General features: G+C 64.0%; 15 protein-coding genes. 8 read left to right on the top strand and 7 right to left on the bottom strand.

The features are described from left to right. Positions 1 to 110: 110 nt before the first annotated feature. From sbcD to I2H31_RS20830, 3 genes are all read right to left on the bottom strand, one after another. Positions 111 to 1,364: an exonuclease subunit SbcD gene (gene sbcD, locus I2H31_RS20840; RefSeq protein WP_196294988.1), complete on the bottom strand. Its 1,254-nt coding sequence runs from the start codon at positions 1,362 to 1,364 to the stop codon at positions 111 to 113. Positions 1,365 to 1,502: 138 nt separating this feature from the next. After that, positions 1,503 to 2,327: a metallophosphoesterase gene (locus I2H31_RS20835; RefSeq protein ID WP_230687963.1), complete on the bottom strand. Its 825-nt coding sequence runs from the start codon at positions 2,325 to 2,327 to the stop codon at positions 1,503 to 1,505. Between the two features lie 142 nt (positions 2,328 to 2,469). Next, positions 2,470 to 3,849, bottom strand: a complete 1,380-nt coding sequence (locus I2H31_RS20830) for an MBL fold metallo-hydrolase (RefSeq protein ID WP_230687962.1) — start codon at positions 3,847 to 3,849, stop codon at positions 2,470 to 2,472. A 136-nt stretch (positions 3,850 to 3,985) separates the two neighbouring features. Between I2H31_RS20830 and I2H31_RS20825 the strand changes: the two genes are divergently transcribed. Further along, complete coding sequence (locus I2H31_RS20825; protein WP_196294987.1) at positions 3,986 to 5,473, top strand: T9SS type A sorting domain-containing protein; 1,488 nt, start codon at positions 3,986 to 3,988, stop codon at positions 5,471 to 5,473. 92 nt (positions 5,474 to 5,565) lie between these two features. On the opposite strand, the gene I2H31_RS20820 is transcribed toward I2H31_RS20825, so the two are convergent. Both I2H31_RS20820 and I2H31_RS20815 read right to left on the bottom strand, forming a co-directional pair. After that, positions 5,566 to 6,006 carry a hypothetical protein gene (locus I2H31_RS20820; RefSeq protein WP_196294986.1) on the bottom strand — a complete coding sequence of 147 codons (441 nt, stop codon included), beginning with the start codon at positions 6,004 to 6,006 and terminating at the stop codon, positions 5,566 to 5,568. A 163-nt stretch (positions 6,007 to 6,169) separates the two neighbouring features. Further along, positions 6,170 to 6,589 carry a hypothetical protein gene (locus I2H31_RS20815; protein ID WP_196294985.1) on the bottom strand — a complete coding sequence of 140 codons (420 nt, stop codon included), beginning with the start codon at positions 6,587 to 6,589 and terminating at the stop codon, positions 6,170 to 6,172. 255 nt (positions 6,590 to 6,844) lie between these two features. Here I2H31_RS20815 and I2H31_RS20810 point away from each other — a divergent pair, with 255 nt between their 5' ends. Further along, the gene (locus I2H31_RS20810) at positions 6,845 to 8,425 is read left to right on the top strand and encodes an amino acid permease (protein WP_196294984.1); all 1,581 of its coding nucleotides are present in this window, start codon (positions 6,845 to 6,847) and stop codon (positions 8,423 to 8,425) included. Between the two features lie 86 nt (positions 8,426 to 8,511). On the opposite strand, the gene I2H31_RS20805 is transcribed toward I2H31_RS20810, so the two are convergent. Beyond that, entirely contained in the window at positions 8,512 to 8,721 is a 210-nt protein-coding gene (locus I2H31_RS20805) for a hypervirulence associated TUDOR domain-containing protein (RefSeq protein WP_196294983.1), read from the bottom strand. Between the two features lie 167 nt (positions 8,722 to 8,888). Here I2H31_RS20805 and I2H31_RS20800 point away from each other — a divergent pair, with 167 nt between their 5' ends. From I2H31_RS20800 to I2H31_RS20775, 6 genes are all read left to right on the top strand, one after another. Then, a complete protein-coding gene (locus I2H31_RS20800; protein WP_230687961.1) occupies positions 8,889 to 12,038 on the top strand; it encodes an amidohydrolase family protein in 3,150 nt (1,049 codons plus the stop codon). A gap of 91 nt (positions 12,039 to 12,129) precedes the next feature. Beyond that, on the top strand, positions 12,130 to 13,431 hold the full coding sequence (locus tag I2H31_RS20795; RefSeq protein ID WP_196294982.1) for an amidohydrolase family protein: 1,302 nt from the start codon (positions 12,130 to 12,132) through the stop codon (positions 13,429 to 13,431). Between the two features lie 217 nt (positions 13,432 to 13,648). Further along, entirely contained in the window at positions 13,649 to 15,556 is a 1,908-nt protein-coding gene (locus tag I2H31_RS20790; protein WP_196294981.1) for a tetratricopeptide repeat-containing sensor histidine kinase, read from the top strand. 92 nt (positions 15,557 to 15,648) lie between these two features. After that, positions 15,649 to 17,661, top strand: coding sequence for a tetratricopeptide repeat-containing sensor histidine kinase (locus I2H31_RS20785; protein WP_196294980.1), 2,013 nt, complete (start codon positions 15,649 to 15,651; stop codon positions 17,659 to 17,661). Positions 17,662 to 17,830: 169 nt separating this feature from the next. Next, positions 17,831 to 18,508, top strand: a complete 678-nt coding sequence (locus I2H31_RS20780; protein ID WP_196294979.1) for a response regulator — start codon at positions 17,831 to 17,833, stop codon at positions 18,506 to 18,508. Positions 18,509 to 18,843: 335 nt separating this feature from the next. Then, positions 18,844 to 20,850, top strand: coding sequence for an RICIN domain-containing protein (locus tag I2H31_RS20775; RefSeq protein WP_196294978.1), 2,007 nt, complete (start codon positions 18,844 to 18,846; stop codon positions 20,848 to 20,850). Positions 20,851 to 20,954: 104 nt separating this feature from the next. On the opposite strand, the gene I2H31_RS20770 is transcribed toward I2H31_RS20775, so the two are convergent. After that, positions 20,955 to 21,989, bottom strand: a complete 1,035-nt coding sequence (locus I2H31_RS20770; protein WP_196294977.1) for a hypothetical protein — start codon at positions 21,987 to 21,989, stop codon at positions 20,955 to 20,957. Positions 21,990 to 21,991: the final 2 nt, after the last annotated feature.

Here is a 21,991-nt window from a genome sequence, read left to right as displayed (position 1 = left end):
TCAATACTTCCCGAAGATACAACACAGCGTAGCGTGGACTCGGCGAGTCCGCGCATTCCAGCAGATACATCCGCCAAGGCGCGGACTCGCCGAGTCCACGCTACGCCGCGCTACTCGCCGCCCCAGGCCAGCGGGTCGGCCTCGGCCAGCAACTGGCGCAGCTCGCCGAAGGTGGCGGTGAGGGCGGCGGCCCGCTCCGGCGGCAAGCCCGCCACGCGCCGGCCAAATACTTCTTCTACGGTCAATTCGTGCAGCAACGCTAGCGGAATGGCGCTTTCGGCCAAATCCGGCGCCTCGGTGGCGCGCTGGTGGCGCACGCCGCGCGGGGCCACCACCTGCTGCTTTTGCAGTTGCAACACGGCCTGCACCCGGCGCTGCACTTCGGCCGGCGTCTCGTCGGAGCGCACCAACACATCGGCCCAAGCCACCAGCGGGAAGGCCGCGTTGTCGAAAGCCAGAATGTCGGCCTCCACTTCTTCCAACGAGCCGTGGAAACGCTGCAAACGGCGCGCCACCGGCACCGGGATGCTGCTGATGCGCGGCGCGCCGGCTCCTTCAAATTCGAGCAGCAAGACCTGCTGCTTGTCGTCGGCTTCGGTGAAGGACAGCGGCACCGGCGAGCCCGAGTAGCGGATGTGCGCCCGTCCGCCCACCACCTGCGGGCGGTGCAGGTGCCCCAGGGCCACGTAGTCGAACGCGGCCGGAAAGTGCTCGGCGCCAATCAGACCCAGCCCGCCGATGTGCACGTCGCGCTCGGCGCCTTCGCGGGCCTCGCCGCCGGCCGCGTAGAGGTGGCCGGTGGCCAGCACGGGCACGTCCTGCTCGCGCAGGCGGCGCACAGCGTCGCTTTCGGCCAGGGCCGCGTAGTGGCCGGCAATGCTCTGGCGAATACGGATTTGACGGTCGTCGAGGGTTTCGCCGGCCACGGCCAGGCGGATGTCGCGGTCGCGCAGAAACGGCACCGCGCACACCACCAGCCCGGGCCGGCCATCGGCGCCGTGGAGGGGCAGGATTTGCTCGGCTGGGTCAGTGGGCACGCCGCCCACCACGTGGATGCGCAACTGCCGCAGCAGCTGCCGCGAGGCGTTGAGCATGGTGGGCGAATCGTGGTTGCCGCCCACCACCACGATGTCGCGGCAGCAGGTGGCCTGCATCTTCACCAAAAAGGTGTAGTACAGCTCCTGCGCCGTGTACGAAGGCGTTTGGGTGTCGAAAATGTCACCGGCAATTACCAGGGCGTCAATGCCCTGGTCCTGCACCGTCAGCAGCAGCCAGTCGAGGAAAGCCTGCTGCTCGGTGGTGCGTTCCTGGCCCGTGAGGAAGTGCTGGCCGAGGTGCCAATCGGCGGTGTGAAGGACGCGCATATGGTAGAGATAATCTCAAAGATACCCACGCGGCAAGCAAGGAAAAAGCTCCGGTATCCTGTGAGGGCAATTGTAAAACAGCCCTGCTGGCAAGCCTTGCGGACGCGCGCCAACGGAAAGGGCATACTCTTCCGCTTTTCAGGTCGCCATGTAAAATACGGCAATCTCAGCTCTTGCCATAAATCTTGCAGGCAAAATACTTGTTCCAACACCCTTTGAAACATACATGTTTAGGGCATTGTCGTTATACCACCCTTTCAAATATTTGCCACTACCTCGCGGCGTAAAAGGAACAAAACCAAACAAATTAATTTGCCCGCCGTGGGTGTGGCCAGATAGAATAAAGTCTACTGGAACGGTTTTGGGCACTTGCGTTGCAATGGTTTCGCTGTATTGCGGGCAATGATTTAAAATGATGTGATAGTCACTTTTCCGGTAGGTTGTTAAGGCGAAGTCGATATCCGCCGTGCCGCCGATGTAATCATCAACACCAGTCAGGGCAATTGTCTTGTTGCGAAAAGAATATTGCCTGGATTCATTAACTAGCAGGTCACAATTATTTTCGGTGTAAGTGTGCTTTAGCGCGGTGAGGTCTATTCGTCCCCAGTATTCCCAATTTCCCAGAATTGCCACCTTTTTAAGGTTAATATTAATAAGTCTCAGAAAGGTATTCAGCAGATGAATGTTTCCGGCTTCGTCTACTGCATCACCGGTAATTAAAATGAGGTCCGGTTTAAGGGTGTTGAGTTGTTGGGCTAATTGCTTGAGTTGGTGATTTACGGAATGAATATGAATGTCCGATACTTGCACAACTTTCATGTCGAACTTTCCTGCGCTGGACTTACCCAAAAAGAATTCGTTTGTTTCAATAAAAAATGGCTCTATCCAGAACGAGTCCACTGCTGCCAGCCCGGTCGCTGCCGCAAGTCCGGTCTTTATAAACCTTCTTTTTGTCCAAGTCATAAATAAATAAAATAGGTGGGGGTACCGTTCGGCTTGCCGCTACTCAGCATAGCGGCAAGCCGAACGGTACCCCCACCTGAGTGGCGTAATCTGAGCCAAACCGGGTGTAATTACGCTCTATCCGTCATCGCGGGAAGTAGCGCTAATGCACCGCCTGCTTCTGAAAATCCGTAATCGCCTCGCCTAAATCCAGCACTTCCACGCCGGTAAGGGCCTGGTGCACGATGCTGGCCCCGGCCGCCGAACGGTAGCCGCCGGCGCAGTGAATGAGCACGGGCTTGTCGGTGGGGATTTCGTGGGCGCGCTCGCGCAACTCGGGCAGCGGGATGAGCAGGGCGTTGTCGAAGACCGGGACTTTGGCTTCGGCGCGGTTGCGGATGTCGACGATGGTGAACTGCTCGGGGTGCTGGCGCACGGCTTCCACGTCCACGGCGGGGGCGGTTTCGGGCAGGGCCAGCGGGGCCAGTAGGGCGCCTTTGATGTTGGCTTCGTAGCCGATTTTGGCGGTTTTGCGCACCACCGTGTCCAGCGCAATCTTGGTGTCGGCCAGCAGGTAGAACTTCTCGCCGGGGCCCACCACCGAGCCCAGCCAGGTTTCGAACTTGCCGCCGTCCTGCAGGTTGATGGCGCCAGGCAGGTGGCCGGCGCGGAACTTGGCCGCCGGGCGCGTGTCGATGACGAGCACACCGGGCTCCAGGGCGGCGGTGCTGCTCAGGTGTGGCACCGCCCGGATGCTGTCCTCGAAGCTGGGGGCGCCCGCCTTGTTCAGCTTCACGTCGTGCCCGAAATATTTGGGCACGAAGGGCTGGTCTTCGAGCAGGACTTTGATGAACTCATCCTGCGACATGGGTTGCAGGGCGTAATTGGTTTTCAGCTCCTTGGCAATGGTGCTGTCCAGGTCCGGGCTGGTGGTTTTGCCGCAGAGGCTGCCGGGGCCGTGCGCGGGGTACACGCGGGTGGTGCCGGGCAGGGTCATGAGCTTGTTGCGGGTGCTGCGGTAGAGCTCGGCGGCCAGTTCTTCGCGCTTGTGGCCGCCCACGGCCTCTTCTTCGCGCAGGTCGGGCCGGCCCACGTCGCCCACAAACAGCGTGTCGCCGGTGAACACGGCGCGGCTCTGGGCCATTTCATCCAGCAGCAGGATGCTGATGCTGTCGGGCGAATGGCCGGGCGTGTTGATGGCGTGGAGCTCCACGCTGCCGAGCTTGAGACGGTCGCCGTCGTCGAAGCTTTTGTGGGGGTACTTGGCGCCCACCAGCTTGCTGCAGTAGATGGTGGCCTCGGTTTCCTGGGCGATTTCCAGGTGCGACGACACAAAATCGGCGTGCGGGTGCGTCTCAATCACGGCCACGATGTCGGCCTCGTGCTCGTCGGCGAAATCGTAGTAGGGCTGGGGGTCGCGGCCCGGGTCGATGATGGCGACCTGGCGGCCGCAGCGCACGGCGTAGCTGGCGTGGGCCAGGCCCTTGTCGTAGAACTGCTGAATTTGCACGGCCGAGGCCGTGCTACTGGGAAGGGGAGGCATGGGAGGGAGGGGATGGTGGTACGGGGCTTTGAACCAGTCAAATCAGGGGGTGTAGTAGGTCAAATATAAATACCCGGCGGAGAGTTATTGGCGGGATTGCATATTCCCAGCCGCAAACAGCCTAAAATTGCTTATTTTGTCCCTTCAAGGCACGGGAATAGTCTACAAAGTGCTGCCAAGGCCGTTAAAGATGTCGGACAGACTGTCTTCAGGCCAACGTTTATCAGATTTCTTTCTTAAAAAAACACGAAAAATGAAAAACAAGCTACCTATTTCGCTGCTTGCGCTTGTGCTGCTAAGCAACGCATTACCTCAGCGCGTGTTCGGGCAAGCGCCGTGGGTGGCGCCCACCGGAGTACCGAATTTTTACACAGGACTGGGGGCCGGCGCACGGTTGTTCCGGGCACTGCCGAACGTGCTGTGGGGAATATCTACCCAAAGCTCTGGGCTCGGAAGTTATTCTTCCACCTTATTTCTGAGCGCTGACAATGGGCAAACCTGGCAAACGCGGGGCTTGGCATCTTCTGGGGCCACCGGGGCATCGGTGCCCCCGTCGGGGAATTGGCTGGTGGATGTTGACGTGCTGGATGGACAGAATGCCTGGCTGCTTACCAAAAGCGCGGTGAATGGCGCATTGACGTTTGAAAGGACCGTTTCAGGAGTGACGGGTTTTGTAACCCTGGCTGTGCCACCCGCAGCATTTAAAATGGTTCACTTTTTTACCACCACCACGGGCATCGCATTGGCGGGCACCACTAATACGGTGTACCGGACCACGGACGGGGGCAGCACCTGGGGGCAGGTGGCCACCATTCCGCCTTACGCAACCGCCGCGGGGGATTTAATCTTTTCCGAGCAAAGTATTGGCAGCAGCCTGTGGCTCACGACTTCAAATGGGGCCTTGCTGCGCACCGCTGATGAAGGCCTGACCTGGACGTCAACGGCTGGTATTGGCCGGAAGGTAGCCTTTGAAAATGCGCTGGACGGCTTGGCCTACACACCGGACCTCCCCCCGCTAAGATTGCTGCGCACCGCCGATGGGGGGGCCACTTGGACTGCCGTTGCATTCAGTGGCCAGCCCCCGCTGATGGACCTGACACCCATACCGGGCCGGCCGGGTACCTACCTCAGCGTGGGTTCCCAAAGCGTCAGACTTCCTAACCAGTTTCCAGTCTTCACGGGGATTACCGCCATCACGCGCGACCGGGGCACCACTTGGCAAGTACTGGGAACGGATGCAACGCTGTATGGCACGGTTGCGGCCCTTAATGATACCGAAATATGGGCAACCCCTACGTACGAGGACAATAAATCTGCTCAGAATCAGAAAATGCTGTTGCGCTATTCCGGGGTAGCGTTGGCGGTACGAAACACGGCCGACCCCGCCCGGCAGTTGCTGGCCTATCCCAACCCGACCGCTGGCCCCATGCAATTGTCCGGGGCGCTGGTAGGCAATGAAACCGTGCGCGTGTACGATGCCGCGGGCCGGCTTTGCCAGCAAGGGCAGGTATCGGACGCAAAGCGCACGCTGGATTTATCGGCCCAGCCCGCCGGTTTGTACCACGTGCAGGTAACCGCGCCTGACGGGAGCGTGCGTAGCCAGCGCGTGAGCAAAGCCCAATAACCCCGGGCCGTTACCCGGATGCGCCACAAGCCTAAAAAGCCCCCCGAACAATACGTCCGGGGGGCTTTTTAGGCTTGTGGCGCGGCCAGAAACTATGCTTTGGCTTTCACTTTGGTTTTGCCGCCCGGGCCTTTGCCGTGGCCGCGGTGTTCGTCCTTCATCTGGTCGAACTTGGCATATTGCTCCGGCGTGAGGATGGTTTTCAGTTGCGCGGCGTACTTCTCGTGCGAGGCCTTCATTTCGGCACGGCCGGCGTTTTTGTCGGCGGCGTACTTGGTTTTGAGGGCGGCGGTTTCCTGCTGGCGGGCCAGCATCAGCTGCTCCACTTTGGCTTCCTGGTCGGCGGTGAGGCCGAGCTCCTTGGCCATTTTGGCGGCTTTGTGGTCGGCCATCTTGGCGGGGTCCTTGGGGCCGTGGGCGCCTTTGCCGCCGTGCATTTTCACCTTGGTGGTAGCAGCGGGGGCGGTTTGGGCAAAGCTGGTGCCGGCGGTGGTGAAAGCCAGGGCAGCGAGCAACATCAGGGTCTTTTTCATGAGTACTTTGAAGAAGAAGGAAAAGTGAAGGGTAGGGAGGGGGTGAACGGTGCGACATTCACTTGCCAGGGTAATTGCAAGCAGTATGCCAAGACTCAGTTCCGGACAACAGGCGCCTGCTGCTATCGATGAGCAGGCGCTTTTTCCAGCTTAACGCCAGGAATTAGCGCCCCGCGGGCCGGCCCTGGCCGCTGGCCCGGCGCTCGCGCATTTTGTCGCGCTGCTCGTCCTTCAACTGGTCGAACTTGGCAAACTGCTCGGGCGTGAGCACGGCCTTCATCTGCTCGGTGTATTTGGCCTGGATGACTTTCAGCTCCTGGCCCATGCCGCGCTGGCGGCCGCCGGCTTGCGCCTTGTCGCGCAGGGTCATCATTTCCTGGCGCTGGGCCAGCAGGATGGGCTCCAGGCGGGCCTGCTGGTCGGCGGTGAGGCCGAGTTCTTTGGCGAGGTGCTGGGCGCGGCGCTGGGCCTGCTGGTCGGGCGATTTTGGGGCCGTGGCCGGGCTGGCGCCGGCCGGCGCCTGGGCAGAGGCAGTGCCGGCAGCGGCGAGCAGCACGGCGAGCGCAACGAGAATCCTTTTCATATAAAACGGAGCGATGAAGGGTGAAACACGGGCTTGGATGCCGGGGAGCGAAGCAGGTTTAAGCGGCGCAGCGCAACGGCGGCGCCGTAGCCGCATCCGTGCCCCAGGCCGGCTCGGCCTAATCGGAGCCAATTTGCTGCCTATATTTCGGACCCGTCGCTGGTGCCTAGGTTAAAATCCTCGGCCAAACGCGCTGGGCCAACCCGCTTACCGAACCCTTTTATTTCACACTTCTTCCTTCTTTACACCTAACACATGGCAAGTATTTTCGCCAAAAAACCCCTGGCCGTGCTTCTGGGCGAGGCCAATGCCTCCGGGCACGGGACTTTGCAACGGACGCTGGGCGCCGGTAACCTCGTGGCCCTGGGCGTGGGCGCCATCATCGGGGCCGGCCTGTTTGTGCGCACCGCCGCCGCCGCCGCGCAGGCCTCCGGGCCGGGCGTGACGCTGGCTTTTATACTGGCGGCCTTTGGCTGCGTGTTCGCGGGCCTGTGCTACGCCGAGTTTGCGGCTATGATTCCGATTGCCGGCTCGGCCTACACCTACGCCTACACCACCATGGGCGAGTTCGTGGCCTGGGTTATCGGCTGGGCCCTCATCATGGAATATGCCCTGGGCGCGGCCACCGTCAGCATTGCCTGGAGCGAATACCTCAACAAGCTCTTGGAGGTCTTTGGCACGAGTATACCGTATAGTTTGTGCCACTCGCCTTTCGAGCACGCCGTCATTAACAACGTGGAGCAGCACGGCATCATCAACCTGCCCGCACTATTCATCATCGTGATGCTCAGCCTGCTGCTGGTGAAAGGCACCCAGGAGTCGGCCCTGTTCAACGCCATTATTGTGGTGCTGAAGGTGCTCATCGTGGTGGTGTTCATCGCCGTGGGCTGGCAGTTCATCAACTCGGCCAACCACACGCCCTACCTCATTCCGGCCGATGCCGTGGTGAAAAACGCAGCCGGCGAAACGGTGCGCACCTACGAAGGCTTCTTCAAGCACGGCATCGGCGGCATCATCGGCGGCGCGGGCATTGTATTCTTTGCCTTCATCGGCTTCGACGCCGTGAGCACGGCCGCGCAGGAAGCGCGCAACCCCAAGCGCGATATGCCCATCGGCATTCTGGGTTCGCTAGCCATTTGCACGGTGCTGTACATTCTGTTCGGGCACGTGCTGACGGGCGTGGCCAGCTGGCGCGAGTTTGCCGACCCGGCGTTGGGCGGCGAGGCTTCGGTGGCCTACGCCATCCGGGCGCACATGCCCGGCTACGGCTGGCTGGCCACGGGCGTCACGGTGGGCATCCTGCTCGGTTTCACCTCGGTTATCCTGGTGATGCTCATGGGGCAGAGCCGCGTGTTCTTCTCCATGGCCAAAGACGGGCTCATGCCCAAGGCGTTTTCGGAGCTGCACTCCAAATTTAACACTCCCTACAAGTCGAACCTGATGCTGATGGTGTTTGTGGGCCTGTTCGCCGCCTTCGTGCCCGGCTCCTTGGCCGGCGACCTCACCTCCTTCGGCACGCTGCTGGCCTTCGTGCTGGTGAGCATCGGCGTGTGGATTATGCGCCGCTCCGACCCCAACCAGCCGCGCCCTTTCCGTGCGCCGCTGTCCTCGCCCAGCTTCCCGCTGGTGCCCATCATGGGGGCGCTGGTGTGCACGCTGCTCATCGTCGGCCTCGATTCGTTTACGCTGAAGGTGGCCGTGGGCTGGATGCTGCTGGGCTTCATCGTTTACTTCCTCTACGGCCAGCGCAACTCCATGCTCCAGAAGGGCGTGGTGGTGGTGCCCACCGAAATGGAAGAAGAAGCCTTCATCAAGCCTGACCCGAACAACCGATAGCCCGGAGTTGCGGCTCAATAGGTAAAAAGCCTCGTCAGGACCTGACGGGGCTTTTTTGTGGTGTCTTTGTGGTGTTACGGCAGGTGCTAGCTGGCCGCTTTCACCTCGCTTTTGAGCTTGAGCACCCGGTCGCCGTTGTCCTGCACGATGACCAGGGCCGGGTCGTCGGCCGAGCCATTGCGGTGAATCTCGGAGCCTTTGATGGTGCGGGAAACGGGCTCTTTGTGCACCGATTCAATTTTGCCGGTGGCCGTGCCGGTGCCGTATTTCCAGGTGACTTTGGTGCCTTTGCGCATGGTGAAGCAGGAGGGGAAAGGGGTGAGTATTTGGTTCAGAAGCCTATTACTTACTGCCAATCGGGCTGAACCGTTGCCGGAGCGTTGGCCACCGGGCTACATTTGTTGACAGAATGAGAATGAATTCCGGCTTTCGGAATGATTCTGCAAAACCGAATGGGTATTTGATGAAAAACCATACGAAAAAGGGCATGGCCACGGCATTGCTGGCCGTGGCGGGCAGCGCGGCCTGGGCCCAGCCCGGCACGTTCCCGCGCAACGGCGTGTACGACCAGCGCCCCGGCACCTTTGCTTTTACCCACGCCACGCTGTATACCGATTACCAAACCAAAATCAGCGACGGCACGCTGCTGGTTCGGGACGGCAAGGTGGTGGCTACGGGCCCCGCCGCCAGCGTGAAAATCCCGGCCGGCGCCGTGGTGCAGGATGTGGCGGGCAAGTTTATTTACCCCGGCCTGGTAGACGTGTTCACGAGCTACGGCGTGCCCGACGCCCCGGCCGCCGCGCGCAGCCGCCGCGCCGGCCCGCAATTTGAGAGCCAGAAAACCGGCGCCTATAGTTGGAACCAGGCCGTTCACCCGGAGGTGAACGCGGCCGAGCTGTTCAAAATCAACAACGACCAGGCCACGGCCTACCGGGCGCTGGGCTTCGGGGCCGTGCTCACGCAGCCGGCCGATGGCATCATGCGCGGCACGGCCACGCTGGTCAGCCTCAACACCAACCGCCGCGAGCAGGAGGTGATGCTGCTGGAGCGCGCCGCCGCGGGCCTGTCCTTCGACAAAGGCAGCAGCACCCAGGACTACCCCGGCTCGCTGATGGGCAGCATTGCGCTGCTGCGCCAAACCTACCTCGACGCCCAGTGGAACCAGCGCAACCCCGCCCGCGAGCGCAACCTCTCGCTGCAGGCCCTGAGCCAGCAGAAAGCGCTGCCGGCCATCTTTCAGGTCAATGATAAACTGTCGGCCCTGCGGGCTGATAAGTTGGGCGACGAAGCCGGCCAGCAGTACATCATCAAAGGGCGCGGCGACGAATACCAGCGCCTCGACGACCTGAAAAAGACAGGTGCCACCTTCGTGGTGCCCCTCAACTTTCCGGAGGCCTACGACGTGGCCGACGTGTACGATGCGCTGCGCATCCCGCTCGAAGACCTCAAGCACTGGGAGCTGGCGCCCGCCAACGCTGCCCGCCTCAGCCAGGCCGGCGTGCCCTTCGTGCTCACGGCGGCCGACCTCAAAGACAAGAAGAAATTCCTGCCCAACCTGCGCAAAGCCGCCCAGTACGGCCTGAGCGAAACCGCCGCGCTGCGCGCCCTCACCGAAACGCCCGCCCGCCTGCTGCGTGCCCAGGACCGCATCGGGGCGCTGAAGCCGGGTATGGAAGCAAATTTTATCGTGTGCTCGGCCCATTTTCTGGCCGACGACAACGTGCTGCTCGACAACTGGGTGCAGGGCGAGCGGTACCAGCTCAGCACCGTGCCGGCCGACTACCGCGGCGTGTACAAGTTCAGCCTGACTTCGGCCGAGAAGATTCTAAAAAATGAGTTTTACATCGGCGCGGACATGTCCATGCTCATCCAGGGCAAACCCGAAGCGCCGGAGCTGAAAATTGTGCCCACGGTGGGCGATACCATCAAAGGCAGCGTGGCGGTGACCAGCGAACTGGCCACCATCGTATTCAACTTCAGTGACAAGCAGAAAGGCAAGGGTGCTAAAAGTGCTGAGGTGCCGAAAGCACCCAGCAGTGCACCCTCGCCGGCTGAGGGCTCCGTGCGCCTGAGCGGCTTTTACACCCAGGAGGGCCGGGTGTTTCAGGGTGATGGCCTGCTGGCTGATGGCACGCCCGTGAAGTGGCGCGCTGTGCGGCAGGAGGAAGCCACCCGCGCTGCCCGGCGCGACTCGGCCAAAGTGGTGCCGCTGCCGGTGCTGGGCAACGTCATTTTCCCCTTCGCCGCCTACGGCCGGGCCGCCCTGCCCAGCCAGCAGCCCACGCTCATTAAAAATGCCACGGTGTGGACCAGCGAGGCTGCCGGCAAGCTGGAAGCCACCGACGTGCTGCTGGAAAATGGCAAAATCACGCGCATTGGCAAGAACCTAGCGCTGCCGAAAGGCGGCCGCAGCATCGACGGCACGGGCAAGCACCTGGCGCCGGGCATTATTGACGAGCACTCGCACCTGGCCATTTCGGGCGGGGTGAACGAGGGTACGCAGGCCGTGACCAGCGAGGTGCGCATTGGCGACGTGGTGGACAACGAAGACGTGGGCATCTACCGCGACCTGGCCGGCGGGGTGGTGGCCGCGCAGTTGCTGCACGGCTCGGCCAATCCCATCGGCGGGCAGTCGGCGCTGGTGAAGCTGCGCTGGGGCGCCACGCCCGAGGACATGAAAATTGTCGGCGCGCCAGGCTTCATCAAGTTTGCGCTGGGCGAAAACGTGAAGCAGAGCAACTGGGGCGAGCTCAACGTGTTGCGCTTTCCGCAAACGCGCATGGGCACCGAGCAGGTGTTCGTGGACGCCTTCACCCGCGCCCGGGAGTACGAGCAGGAATGGAAGGCCTGGAACAAGCTCAGCAAAGGCAAGCAGAAGGCCGCCGAAGCCCCGCGCCACGACTTGGAGCTGGAAGCGCTGGTGGAAATTCTCAACAAGCAGCGCTTCATCACCTGCCACAGCTACGTGCAAAGCGAAATCAACATGCTGATGGGCGTGGCCGACCGCATGGGCTTCCAGGTGAACACCTTCACCCACATTCTGGAAGGCTACAAAGTGGCCGACAAGATGAAAGCCCACGGCGCCAACGCCAGCACGTTTTCGGACTGGTGGGCCTATAAGAACGAGGTGAAAGACGCCATCCCCTACAACGCCGCCATTATGACGCGCGCCGGACTGAACGTGGCCATCAACTCCGACGACGCCGAAATGAGCCGCCGCCTCAACCAGGAAGCCGCCAAAACCGTGAAGTACGGCGGCCTGAGCGAGGAAGAAGCCCTGCGCCTGGTCACCATCAACCCGGCCAAAATGCTGCACCTCGACGCCCATATGGGCTCCATCAAGGAAGGCAAGGACGCCGACGTGGTGCTCTGGTCTGAAAACCCGCTCAGCATTTACGCCCACCCGGAGTACACGTTTGTGGACGGCCGCGAGATGTTCAGCCTGACCGCTGACGCCGCCTTGCGCGCTGATATTAAGCAAGAGCGGCAGCGGCTGGTGCAGGCCATGCTGGCCGCCAGGAAAGGCGGCGCGCCCACCCAGGCGGCCCCCGGCAAAGCCCAGGGCCTGTGGCACTGCGACACCCTGGGCCAGGAAAAAGAGGCGGCGCAGTAGGGGCGGGGCTCGCCCCCGCCCGGTTACTCGCACCGAGTCAGATTAAAAGTATCGTTCAACGACGGGCGGGGGCAAGCCCCGCACCCTACTTATGCGTTTTCTTATTGCTGCTGCTTCCTTATTCGCCACCGGCGCCGCCCTGGCCCAGGTGCCCATGCCGGCACCCGCCCAGGCCAAGCCGGTGCTCATCACCGGCGCCACCTTGCACGTGGGCAATGGCACGGTGGTGCCCAACGCCGCGCTGGCCTTCGACAAAGGCCGCCTGACCTATGCCGGCCCGGCGGCCGGGTTCACGCAGGACAAAAGCAGCTTTGAAACCATCGACGCCACCGGGCAGCAGCTGTACCCGGGGCTGATTTTGCCAAACACCACGCTGGGGCTGACCGAGATAGAAGCCATCCGGGCGACGGTGGACGAGGAGGAAGTGGGCACGCGGAACCCCAACGTGCGCGCCCTCATCGCCTACAACACCGACTCCGACATCCTGCCCACGGTGCGCACCAACGGCGTGCTGCTGGCCCAACCCACCCCGCGCGGCGGCCTGCTGGCCGGCCAAAGCAGCGTGGTGCAGCTCGACGCCTGGAACTGGCAAGACGCCGTGGTGCGCGCCGACGACGGCCAGCACCTCACCTGGCCCGCCATGGTGTTTCGCAACAACCCGAACGAGGACGCCAGCGCCCTCGACAAGCGCCAGAAAGCCCGCGAAGAGCAGCTGCGCGACCTGGAGCAGCTTTTTGGCGAAGCCAACGCCTACCGCCAGCTGCCCGCCGGCCGCAAGGAAAACCTACGCCTGTCGTCCTTAGCTGGCATCTTCGATGGCTCGAAGACGCTGTACCTGCACGCCGACTACGGCAAGGAAATCATCGAAGCGGTGCGCTTTGCCCGGCGGCTGGGCGTGCAGAAGCTGGCCGTGGTGGGCGCCCGCGACGCCTGGATGGCGCTCGATTTCCTCAAGCAAAACGACGTGAGCGTGGTGGTGTCGCGCATCCACGCCCTGCCCCGGCGCGACGCCGACGACTACGACCAGCCCTACAAGCTGCCCGCCCAGCTGCAGGCCGCCGGCGTGCGCTTCTGCCTCGACTACCAGGGCGACCAGGAAACGGCCGGCTCGCGCAACCTGGCCTTCATCGCCGGCACGGCGGTCAATTTCGGTCTCACCAAGGAGCAGGCCCTGACGGCCGTCACCCTCACCACGGCCCAGATTATGGGCATCGACAAAGACTACGGCTCGCTGGAAACCGGCAAAAGCGCCACCTTCGTGCTCAGCAAGGGCGACCTGCTCGACATGCGCACCAACGCCGTGACCCGGGCCTTCATCGACGGACGCAGCATCTCGCTTGAGAGCAAGCAGACCTATCTGGAAAAGAAATTTCGCGGCAAGTACGGGCTGTAGCTTTGGCTAAAGCATAGCGGCACACGGCTTTCTAGAAACCAGAAAAATAAGAGCCGCTAAGTATGGCATAATTGCTTTACTTAGCGGCTCTGATATTTTCGGTTGCTTTTGCGGAAGCGGTGAACTGGCCTTGTTCTTTTTAGAACGCGCCGGCCGCCAGCTTACCGAGAGCCCGGCAAGATGAGGAGGTGAAAACGTTTCTCAACCGGCTCATTTCATGCGCTTCTCTTCTTCCGGCGGCCGCTTTCTTCTGCAAGTCGGGCTGGGCCTCGGCGGCCTGTGGCTCGGTGCCGCCCCGCCTGCCTGCGCCCAAACGGTGGCCACCTCGTCGCTGGCCGACAGCCTGAACCGCCGCCGCGCCGCCGCCCCCGACACCGCCCAACTGCGCCTGCTGCTGGCCGATGCCAACGTTCTGCGCACTGCCGAGCCCGCCGAGGCCAAGCGGCTGGCCACGCTGGTGGTGCAGCGCGCCGGGGCAGGCCACCCCGCGCCGCAACAGGCGGCCTTGCTGCTGCTCGGCCGCATGGCCAACGCCGAAGGCGACTTCCCCGCCGCCGCCGAAAGCCTGCTGCAGGCCCTGCGCCTGGCCGAGCAGCGGCACGACCTGCTGGGCCAGGGCAGCGCCTGCCTGGGCCTGGCCACCACCAACAAAAACCTCCAGAAATTCGACCAGAGCCTGGAATACGCCCGCCGCGCCCAGGCCCTGCTGAGCCAGGCCGTGCAAGCCGGCGATGCCCGCGCCGCCAAGCCCCTGGCCATTGCCTTCAACAACAGCGGCACCGCCCTGATGGGGCAAAACCGGCTGGCCGCCGCCCGCGCCGACTTCCAGATATCCCTGCAAAAAGCCCGCGCCCTCGGCGATTCCAGCGTGGCCGTGCTGGCCCTCTACAACCTCGGCGGCCTGGCTCTCCGGCAGAAACATGGCGCCGAAGCCCACCGCTACTACCGCCAGACGCTGGCCATCGACCAGGCCGAGGGCAACGAGCAGGGCCAGGCCGAATCGTGGCTGAACCTGGGCGACGCCCTGGCGCTGCTGCACCGCACCGCCGAGGCCGAAGCCGCCTACCAGCAGGCGCTGCAGATTAGCCGGCGCCTGCACGCCTTGCCCATCGTGCGGGTGGTGTACAACGGGTTTGCTTCGCTGTATGAAGACAACGGCCAGCCCGCCAAGGCCTTGCAGTGGCAGCGGCGCTTTCAGCTGCTGAACGACTCGCTGTTTCAGGAGCAGAGCACCCAGCAGGTGGCCGAGCTGCAAACCAAGTACGACACCGAGAAAAAGGACGCTCAAAACCGCCTGCAAGCCTCGCAACTGCGCGAGCAGCAGCAACTCATCCGGCGGCGCACCACGCTGCTGTGGGCGGGTGGGCTGGTGGCGCTGCTGCTGGCGGGCCTGGCCTACCTGCTGGTAAGCCGCCGCCGCCTGCGGCGCGAAATGGAGTTTACCCAGGAGCGGCAGCAGTTGGAGCGCCTGCGCGCCGCCGCCGTGCTGGAAGCCGAAGAAGCCGAGCGCCGCCGCATCGGCAGCGACCTGCACGACGGCGTGGGCCAGCTGCTCACGGCCGCCAAGCTCAACCTGCACGCGCTGAGCGAGGAGCTGGGCGTGCCAACCGTGGGCCAGCAGGCCATGCTGCAAAACGCGCTCGATGGGGTGGAGGACAGCTTCCGGGAAGTGCGCAGCATCTCGCACAACCTCATGCCCAACGCCCTCATCAAGCGCGGCCTGGCCCAGGCCGTGCGCGACTTTCTGGACAAGGTGACGCCCGATGGCCGCCTGAAAATCAACCTGGAAGTGGTGGGCCTGGACCGCGGCGGCCGCCTGGAGCCCACGGTGGAGAACGTGCTGTTTCGCGTCATTCAGGAACTGGTGCAGAATATCTTAAAGCACGCCCGGGCCACGGAAGTGACGCTGCAGATTATCCGGCACGCCGAGGAGTTGACCGTGCTGGTGGAAGACAACGGCGTGGGCTTCGACCCCGCCGCGCTGGGGCCCGACGCCGGCATTGGGCTGAAAAACATTGAAAGCCGGATGGCTTATCTGGGTGGCCGCGCCAATTTTGACGCCACTCCCGGGCATGGCACCTCCGTGACGCTGGAAATGCCGCTGACTAATGCGCTGGTTGGGTAGGAAACGGCCGCTCAACCTTGCAGCTCAGCGCGCCGCTTCCGCCGGGCGGGGTGACGAAAATACCTGAATATTTGATTTTTAACCGTAATTCTATGGTGAGTTTTTACCGGCTGAGCGCCTGGGTATTGGTGCTGCTGGGCGTGGCCGGCCTGGCCCACGCCCAACCCAAGTCACAAATCCTGCCGCCCGCGCGCGATACCCGCGCCGTGGACAGCCTGCGCCGCGTGCTGGCCCAGCACCCGCGCGACACCAACGGTACCAAGGCGCTGGTGACGCTGATGTTCAACTTCCAATACAACGACACGGCGCAGGCCGGCAGTTACGGCCGCCAGGCCGCGCGCCTGGCCACCGCCCTCGGCGATAGGAAACGGCTGGCCCGGGTGAGCTACAACCTAGCCATTCTGGCGGCCCAGGGCGGGCACAACGAGGAATCGGTGCGGCTGCACCTGCTGTCGGGGCGGGAGTTTGCGGCCCTGGGCAACTCCCTGTGGGTGGGCCACAACTACGCCAACGCCGCCAAACGCCGCATCGGCCAGGGCCGGTTTGCCGAGGCCATGCGCCTGAGTTTGCGTGGCCTGCGCCTGCGCCAGGCCGCGCACGACACCCCTTCAGTGGCTGATTCCTACGGCACCATCGGCCAGATTTACCTGGAGCAGCAAAACCTGCCCGCTGCCCAAACCGCCTACGAGCAGAGCCTGCGCGGCTGGCAGCTGGCGCGGGTGCCGCCCTACGTCGTGCACTGCCTCAACCATCTGGCCATCATTCACCGCGATGCCGGCCACTTTGCCCGGGCCCGGGCCTACGTGGCCGAAGGGCTGGCCGTGGTGCGCGCCCAGCCCGACACCACGGCCAACGACGGCCTGCTGCTCACGCTGGCCGTGCTGGAGCAGTACCAGGGCCACTGGGCGGCGTCGCTGCCGCTGCTGCGCCGGGTGGAGGCCGCCTACAACCGCCGCCCGGCCGGCACCCTGACGCCCGGCGCCCGCGCCGACCTGTATTCTATTCTGGGCGAGTCGTTGGTGCAAACCGGGCAGGCCGCCGCCGCCGCGCCCTACCTCACGCAGGCGCTGGCCCTGGCCCGCGCCGCCCGCGACCGGCAGGAAGAAGCCGATGCCCTCGAAGGCCTTGCCGACCTGGCCGCCGCCCGCGCCGACTACCGCGCCGCCTTTGCCTACCGCCGCGACATGGGCCTAGTGCGCGACACCCTGCGCCTGGCCGCCACCACCCGCACCGTGGCCGAGCTCCAAACCCAGTACGAAACCGAGCGCAAGGACGCCCAAAACCGCGTGCAGGCCGCGCAGCTGCGCACCCAGCAGCAGGTTATCCGGCGGCGCAGCGTACAGCTGTGGGCGGGGCTGGCCATTGCGGCGCTGGCCGCCGGCGTGGGCTACCTGCTGCTGAGCCGCCGCCACCTGCGCCGCGAAGTGGAGTTTGCGGCCGAGCGCGAGGCCCTGCAGCAGCGCCGCGCCACCGCCGTGCTCGAAGCCGAAGAAGCCGAGCGCCGCCGCATCGGCGCCGACCTGCACGACGGCGTGGGCCAGCTGCTGAGCGTGGTGAAGCTGAACGTGCACGCCCTGGGCGAAGAGCTGGCCCCGCGCCTGAGCCCCGACGAGCAGCGCCGTTTCGGCGACGCCCTGGGGCTGGTGGACGAGAGCGTGGGGGAGGTGCGCGACATCTCCCACAACCTGCTGCCCAACGCCCTCATCAAGCGCGGTCTGGCCCGCGCCGTGCGCGAGTTTCTCGACAAGGTGCAGCAGCCCGGCCGCCTGCGCATTCACCTCGAAACGCTGGGCCTCGACGATACCCGCCTGGCTTCCAATACCGAAAGCACCCTCTACCGGGTGGTGCAGGAAGCGGTGCAGAACATCGTGAAGCACGCCCGGGCCAGCGAAATCAATTTGCAACTCATCCGCCACGCCCACGAGCTGACCCTGCTGGTGGAAGACGACGGCGCGGGCTTCGACCCCGCCGCGCTGGGCGAAGGCGCCGGCCTGGGCCTGCGCAACATGGCCAGCCGCGTGGCCTACCTCGGCGGCGTGCTCGACGTGGACAGCCGCCCCGGGCGGGGCACCACCGTCACGGCCACGGTGCCGCTGCCGGGCTAAGTCCCGGTTTCGTGCGGTGAAATCTTTGCCAATTGCTATGAACCGTAGGAAAACGGAAGTATGTTTGAATTAACGTATTCGGACGCTGCGGCGGAAACGAGGGCGACTGGCAAGGTCGGTTGGCCCCAAGCCGCCGCTCCGGATGCCCTTCGCTTCTCTGCAAAAAAAAATGCCCATGTTCGCTGCGCCAACTGCTCCGTCCCGCACCAATTTGCTGCTGGTTGATGACCACCAGATGGTGATTGAAGGCATCAAAACCCTGCTCAAAACCGATGCGTCGGTGCGCGTGGTGGCCCAGGCCAATTCCGGGGCCGAGGCCCTGCGCCGCCTGCGCCAGCACCCGGAAATCCAGGTTGCCCTCGTGGATTTGAACATGCCCGAGATGAGCGGCGTGGAGCTCACCCAGCACCTGCGCACCGAATTTCCAACGGTGCGGGTGCTGGCCCTGAGCATGTTCCACGACCACGCCTCGGTGATGGAAGTGCTAGAAGCCGGCGGCGCCGGCTACCTCCTGAAAAACACTACCAAGGCCGAGCTCAGCGCCGCCATTGCCAACGTGGCGGCCGGCCGCACCCACTTCAGCCAGGAAGTGGGCCAGACCCTGCTCCAGCACCTCGACGTGCCCGCCCAGCGCCCCGGTGCTGCTCCAGTAGTCGAGCTGACGGCCCGCGAAAAGGAAATCCTGCGCCTGGTGGCCGAGGAAAAATCAAACCAGGACATCGCCACGGCCCTGTTCATCTCCGAGCGCACCGTGGAAACGCACCGCAAAAACATCCTCACCAAAACCAGCTGCAAGTCGGTGGTGGGGCTGATTCAATATGCCATCAAGCACAAGCTGCTGGCGTGAGGCGGGGGGAGTGGCGAGTTGGAGTGGCCAAATAAAGAACGTCATGCAGAGCGCAGCGAAGCATCTTTACCGCACCTCTTGTCATGCTGAGCCTGCGAAGCATCTTATCACGTCCACATAGTTCTGGCTTGATAAGGTCCTTCGCTATGCTCAGGATGACAGACGAAGCGGTAGAGATGCTTCGGCTGCGCGGACGCCAGATGAGCATGACCCGCTGATAAGGCCCTGGTTCATCCAGCCGCCCGCCCATCCCATCATTTCGGCGTTCTTTTGCGTTATGCACCCACGCGCCCTTTTCCGCGCCCCCGCTGATGTTTCGATTGCTGTCGCTGTTAATGTTGCTGCCTGTTTTTGCCCAAGCCCAAACCCCTTTCGTGCCCGATGAGCGGGCGTATTACGGCCTGATAGACCGCGGCAGCGGCCGTTGCCTCGACATTGCCAGCGCCAGCACCAGCAGCGGCGCGGCGGCCGTGCAGTGGGAATTCACCCACGCCAACAGCCAGCAGTGGCGCTTTGTGCCGATAAGAACCGGCAGCGAGTACTACCGCATCGAGGCGCGCCATAGCAGCCTTTGCCTGACGGCCGACAAGCCCGGCGAAAACATGGCTCTGGTGCAGCGCCCGTTTCAGGGCGGCGAGCAGCAGCAGTGGCGCCTGGTGCCGGCGGGCCCGGCCGGCAGCTTCCAGCTCGAAAACCGCAGCGAAAGACGCGTGGCGGCTCTAGCTGCCTCCGATAAGTTCAACGGCACGCCCGTGCTGGCCCAGAAAAGCAACGGCCGGGCCAGCCAGCAGTGGCGCCTGTTTCGGCTGCGCCTGAACGTGTTGGAAGGCCCTTCGCCCTTTGGCCCGCCCCAGCCCCTGAGCGGCGGCATCAACACGCCCGGCAACGAACTGCACCCGCTGCTGAGCCCCGACGGCAGCACCTTATTTTTCGCCCGCACCAAGTTTGCCGGCAACACCGAAGGCAACACCGACAGCGGCGACGCCTGGCTGAGCCAAAGCCCCGACCACGGCCAGACCTGGGGCGCGCCCACCCGCCTCGATGGCATCAACACGGCCCAAAACAACGAAGTGGTGGCCGCCGTGGGTCCCGAAGGCAAGACATTGTACGTGCGGGGCACCTACGACTCGAACGGCTTTCGGGACGAGGGGCTGAGCCAAGTAACGCGCGCGGCAGCTACCGGCGTGGCCAGCAAAGGCGGCCGGCCAACGCCCGCGCCCATCGCCAATTTTTACACCGCCGTGCCGGGAGCCGGCTATTTTCTGAGCAGCGACGGGAAAATCCTGCTGCTCTCACTGGAGCGCGGCGATTCCGAAGGCGGCAACGACCTGTATCTGAGCCGGCCCGACGGCAAGGGCGGTTTCACCGAGCCCGCCAGCCTGGGTCCGGTGCTGAACTCGCCGGGCTTCGACTTCGCGCCCTGGCTCGCGGCCGATGGCAAAACACTGTATTTCGCTTCCTACGGCCACATGGGCTACGGCTCGGCCGACATTTTCGTGAGCCAGCGCCTCGACGAAAGCTGGACCCGGTGGAGCGAGCCCCGCAACCTGGGCCCGGCCCTGAACGGCCCCGGCTTCAACGCCTACCTGAGCCTCGCGCCCGACGGCAAAACGGCGTATTTCTCGTCTTCAGCCACGCCCAGCGGCACCAGCGACATCTGGCGCACCGGCCGCGCCGTATCGGCCGACTCGCTGCCGCCCGCGCCGGTGGCCGCCGCGCCCGATGCCAACACCCGCGCCTACCTGAGCGGCCGCGTGCTTGATGCCCGCACCAAGCAGCCGGTGCCCGGCGCTATCGTAAAAGCCAACCTGCTGGCCAACAAAGCGGGCGTGCAGTACAACGCCACCCACAAATCGGACAACACCGGCGGCTACCAGCTCTCGCTGCTGCCGGGCCGCTACTACCTCACGGCCACCGGCGGCGGCTTCCTGACGGTGGGCGACACGGTGGACATCAGCGGCTCGCCGCGGCGCGACCTGCTGCTGCTGCCCGCCGCCATCGGGGCTAAAATTGACTTGCCCAGCATCCTTTTCGCGCAGGGCAAGGCCACGTTACTCGGCACCGCCTACGCCGAGCTCAACCGCCTGGCCATTGCCCTGCAAGCCAGCCCCGGCACCGAAATCCGCCTCGAAGGCCACACTTCCAACGAGCCGCCGGCCGACAAAAACCAGCAGCTTTCCGAAGACCGGGTGGCCGAGGTGAAGCGCTACCTTGTGGGCCGCGGCGTGGCCGAAAACCGCATCACCACGGTCGGCTTCGGCGGCTCAAAGCCCAAGTACAGCAACGACCGCGAAGAAACCCGCCGCCTGAACCGTCGCGTGGAACTGGTCATTGTGAAGTAGCTTGGACGCTGCGAGTCCGAGCGCGAGCGCAGCGAGCATCTCGCGCCTGGATTTTTCGGTTCTTCATACTCGCTGTGCTCGTGCTCGGACTCGCAGCGTCCAAGCTACTTGGAGCGGCGCCAGATGAAGCCGTCGAGCACGTAGTGGGTGGACTGGGGTAGCGCCAGCAGCGGCACCAGCCACATGAGCAGCGCCGGGCTGGCCACCGTCGGCAGGTGCTGAAACCAGCCGAACACGGTGCCGTGCTCGCGCCACACCAGCCCGTCCCACAGCCCTTCTTCCAGGTAGGCAAACAGCGCCACCGCCGCCAGAAACACCAGCAGCCCGTAGCGGCCCGCCCAGGCCCCCCGGCGCGGCGCCCGCCGAGCCGACGCAGGAGTGGGGCCGCCGTTCCAGACCAACGCCAGGTAGGGAATGCCGTGCGACACCACGTTGAGCAGGGTAAAAGCCAGGTCGCCGTTGAACCACACGATGCCCGCGTACCAGGAAACCAGCGTGCCGCCCAGCAGCAGGTTGCGCGGCACATTCAGCGTGCGGGTGCGGCGCCAGCGCCGCAATTCCCAGGCCGCGTAGGCCGCTATCAAACCCACGTACAAAACCGTGGCCACCAGCCGGCCCGCCGGCCAGTCCACTTGCACGAATTCCCCATCAATAAACCAGTTGAAATTGCGCGCCGGCGAGAGGTGCCAGTACAGCAGCGGGTAAATGGTGGCGTAATACACCAGCGCCGTGGCCAGCCACGAGCCCGCGTCCCGGGGCTCTTGCCGACCATAGAGCCGCAGGAAACCGTATTGCTGCCGGATGAAGTGAAAAACGGCCAGGTACGCCAGCGCCCGCCAAAACACCATGCCGCCCACGCTGTGCAGGGCCACGCCCGCCGCGTAGCAGGCCAGCGGCACCACCCACAGCAGGGTGCGGCGCTGCTGCCGCTTCAGCGGGTCGAAATAGGTCTGAAAGAGCGTGCCGTAGACGTGCGCCACGTCGATGAGCACCACCAGGGCCACCCAGGCCAGCAGCGGCATCCGGGCAGTGCTGCGGTAGGGCGCGGGCAGCAGCAACACCACCGCCAGCGCCAGAAACGGCGGCGCCAGTATCAGCAGCCCGTCGTAGCGGGCCGAGCGTATCCAAGGTTGGCGCATAG

The sequence above is a fragment of the Hymenobacter ruricola genome (assembly GCF_015694525.1).
GTDB lineage: Bacteria > Bacteroidota > Bacteroidia > Cytophagales > Hymenobacteraceae > Hymenobacter > Hymenobacter ruricola.
This window is presented reverse-complemented; position numbering and strand designations above follow the sequence as displayed.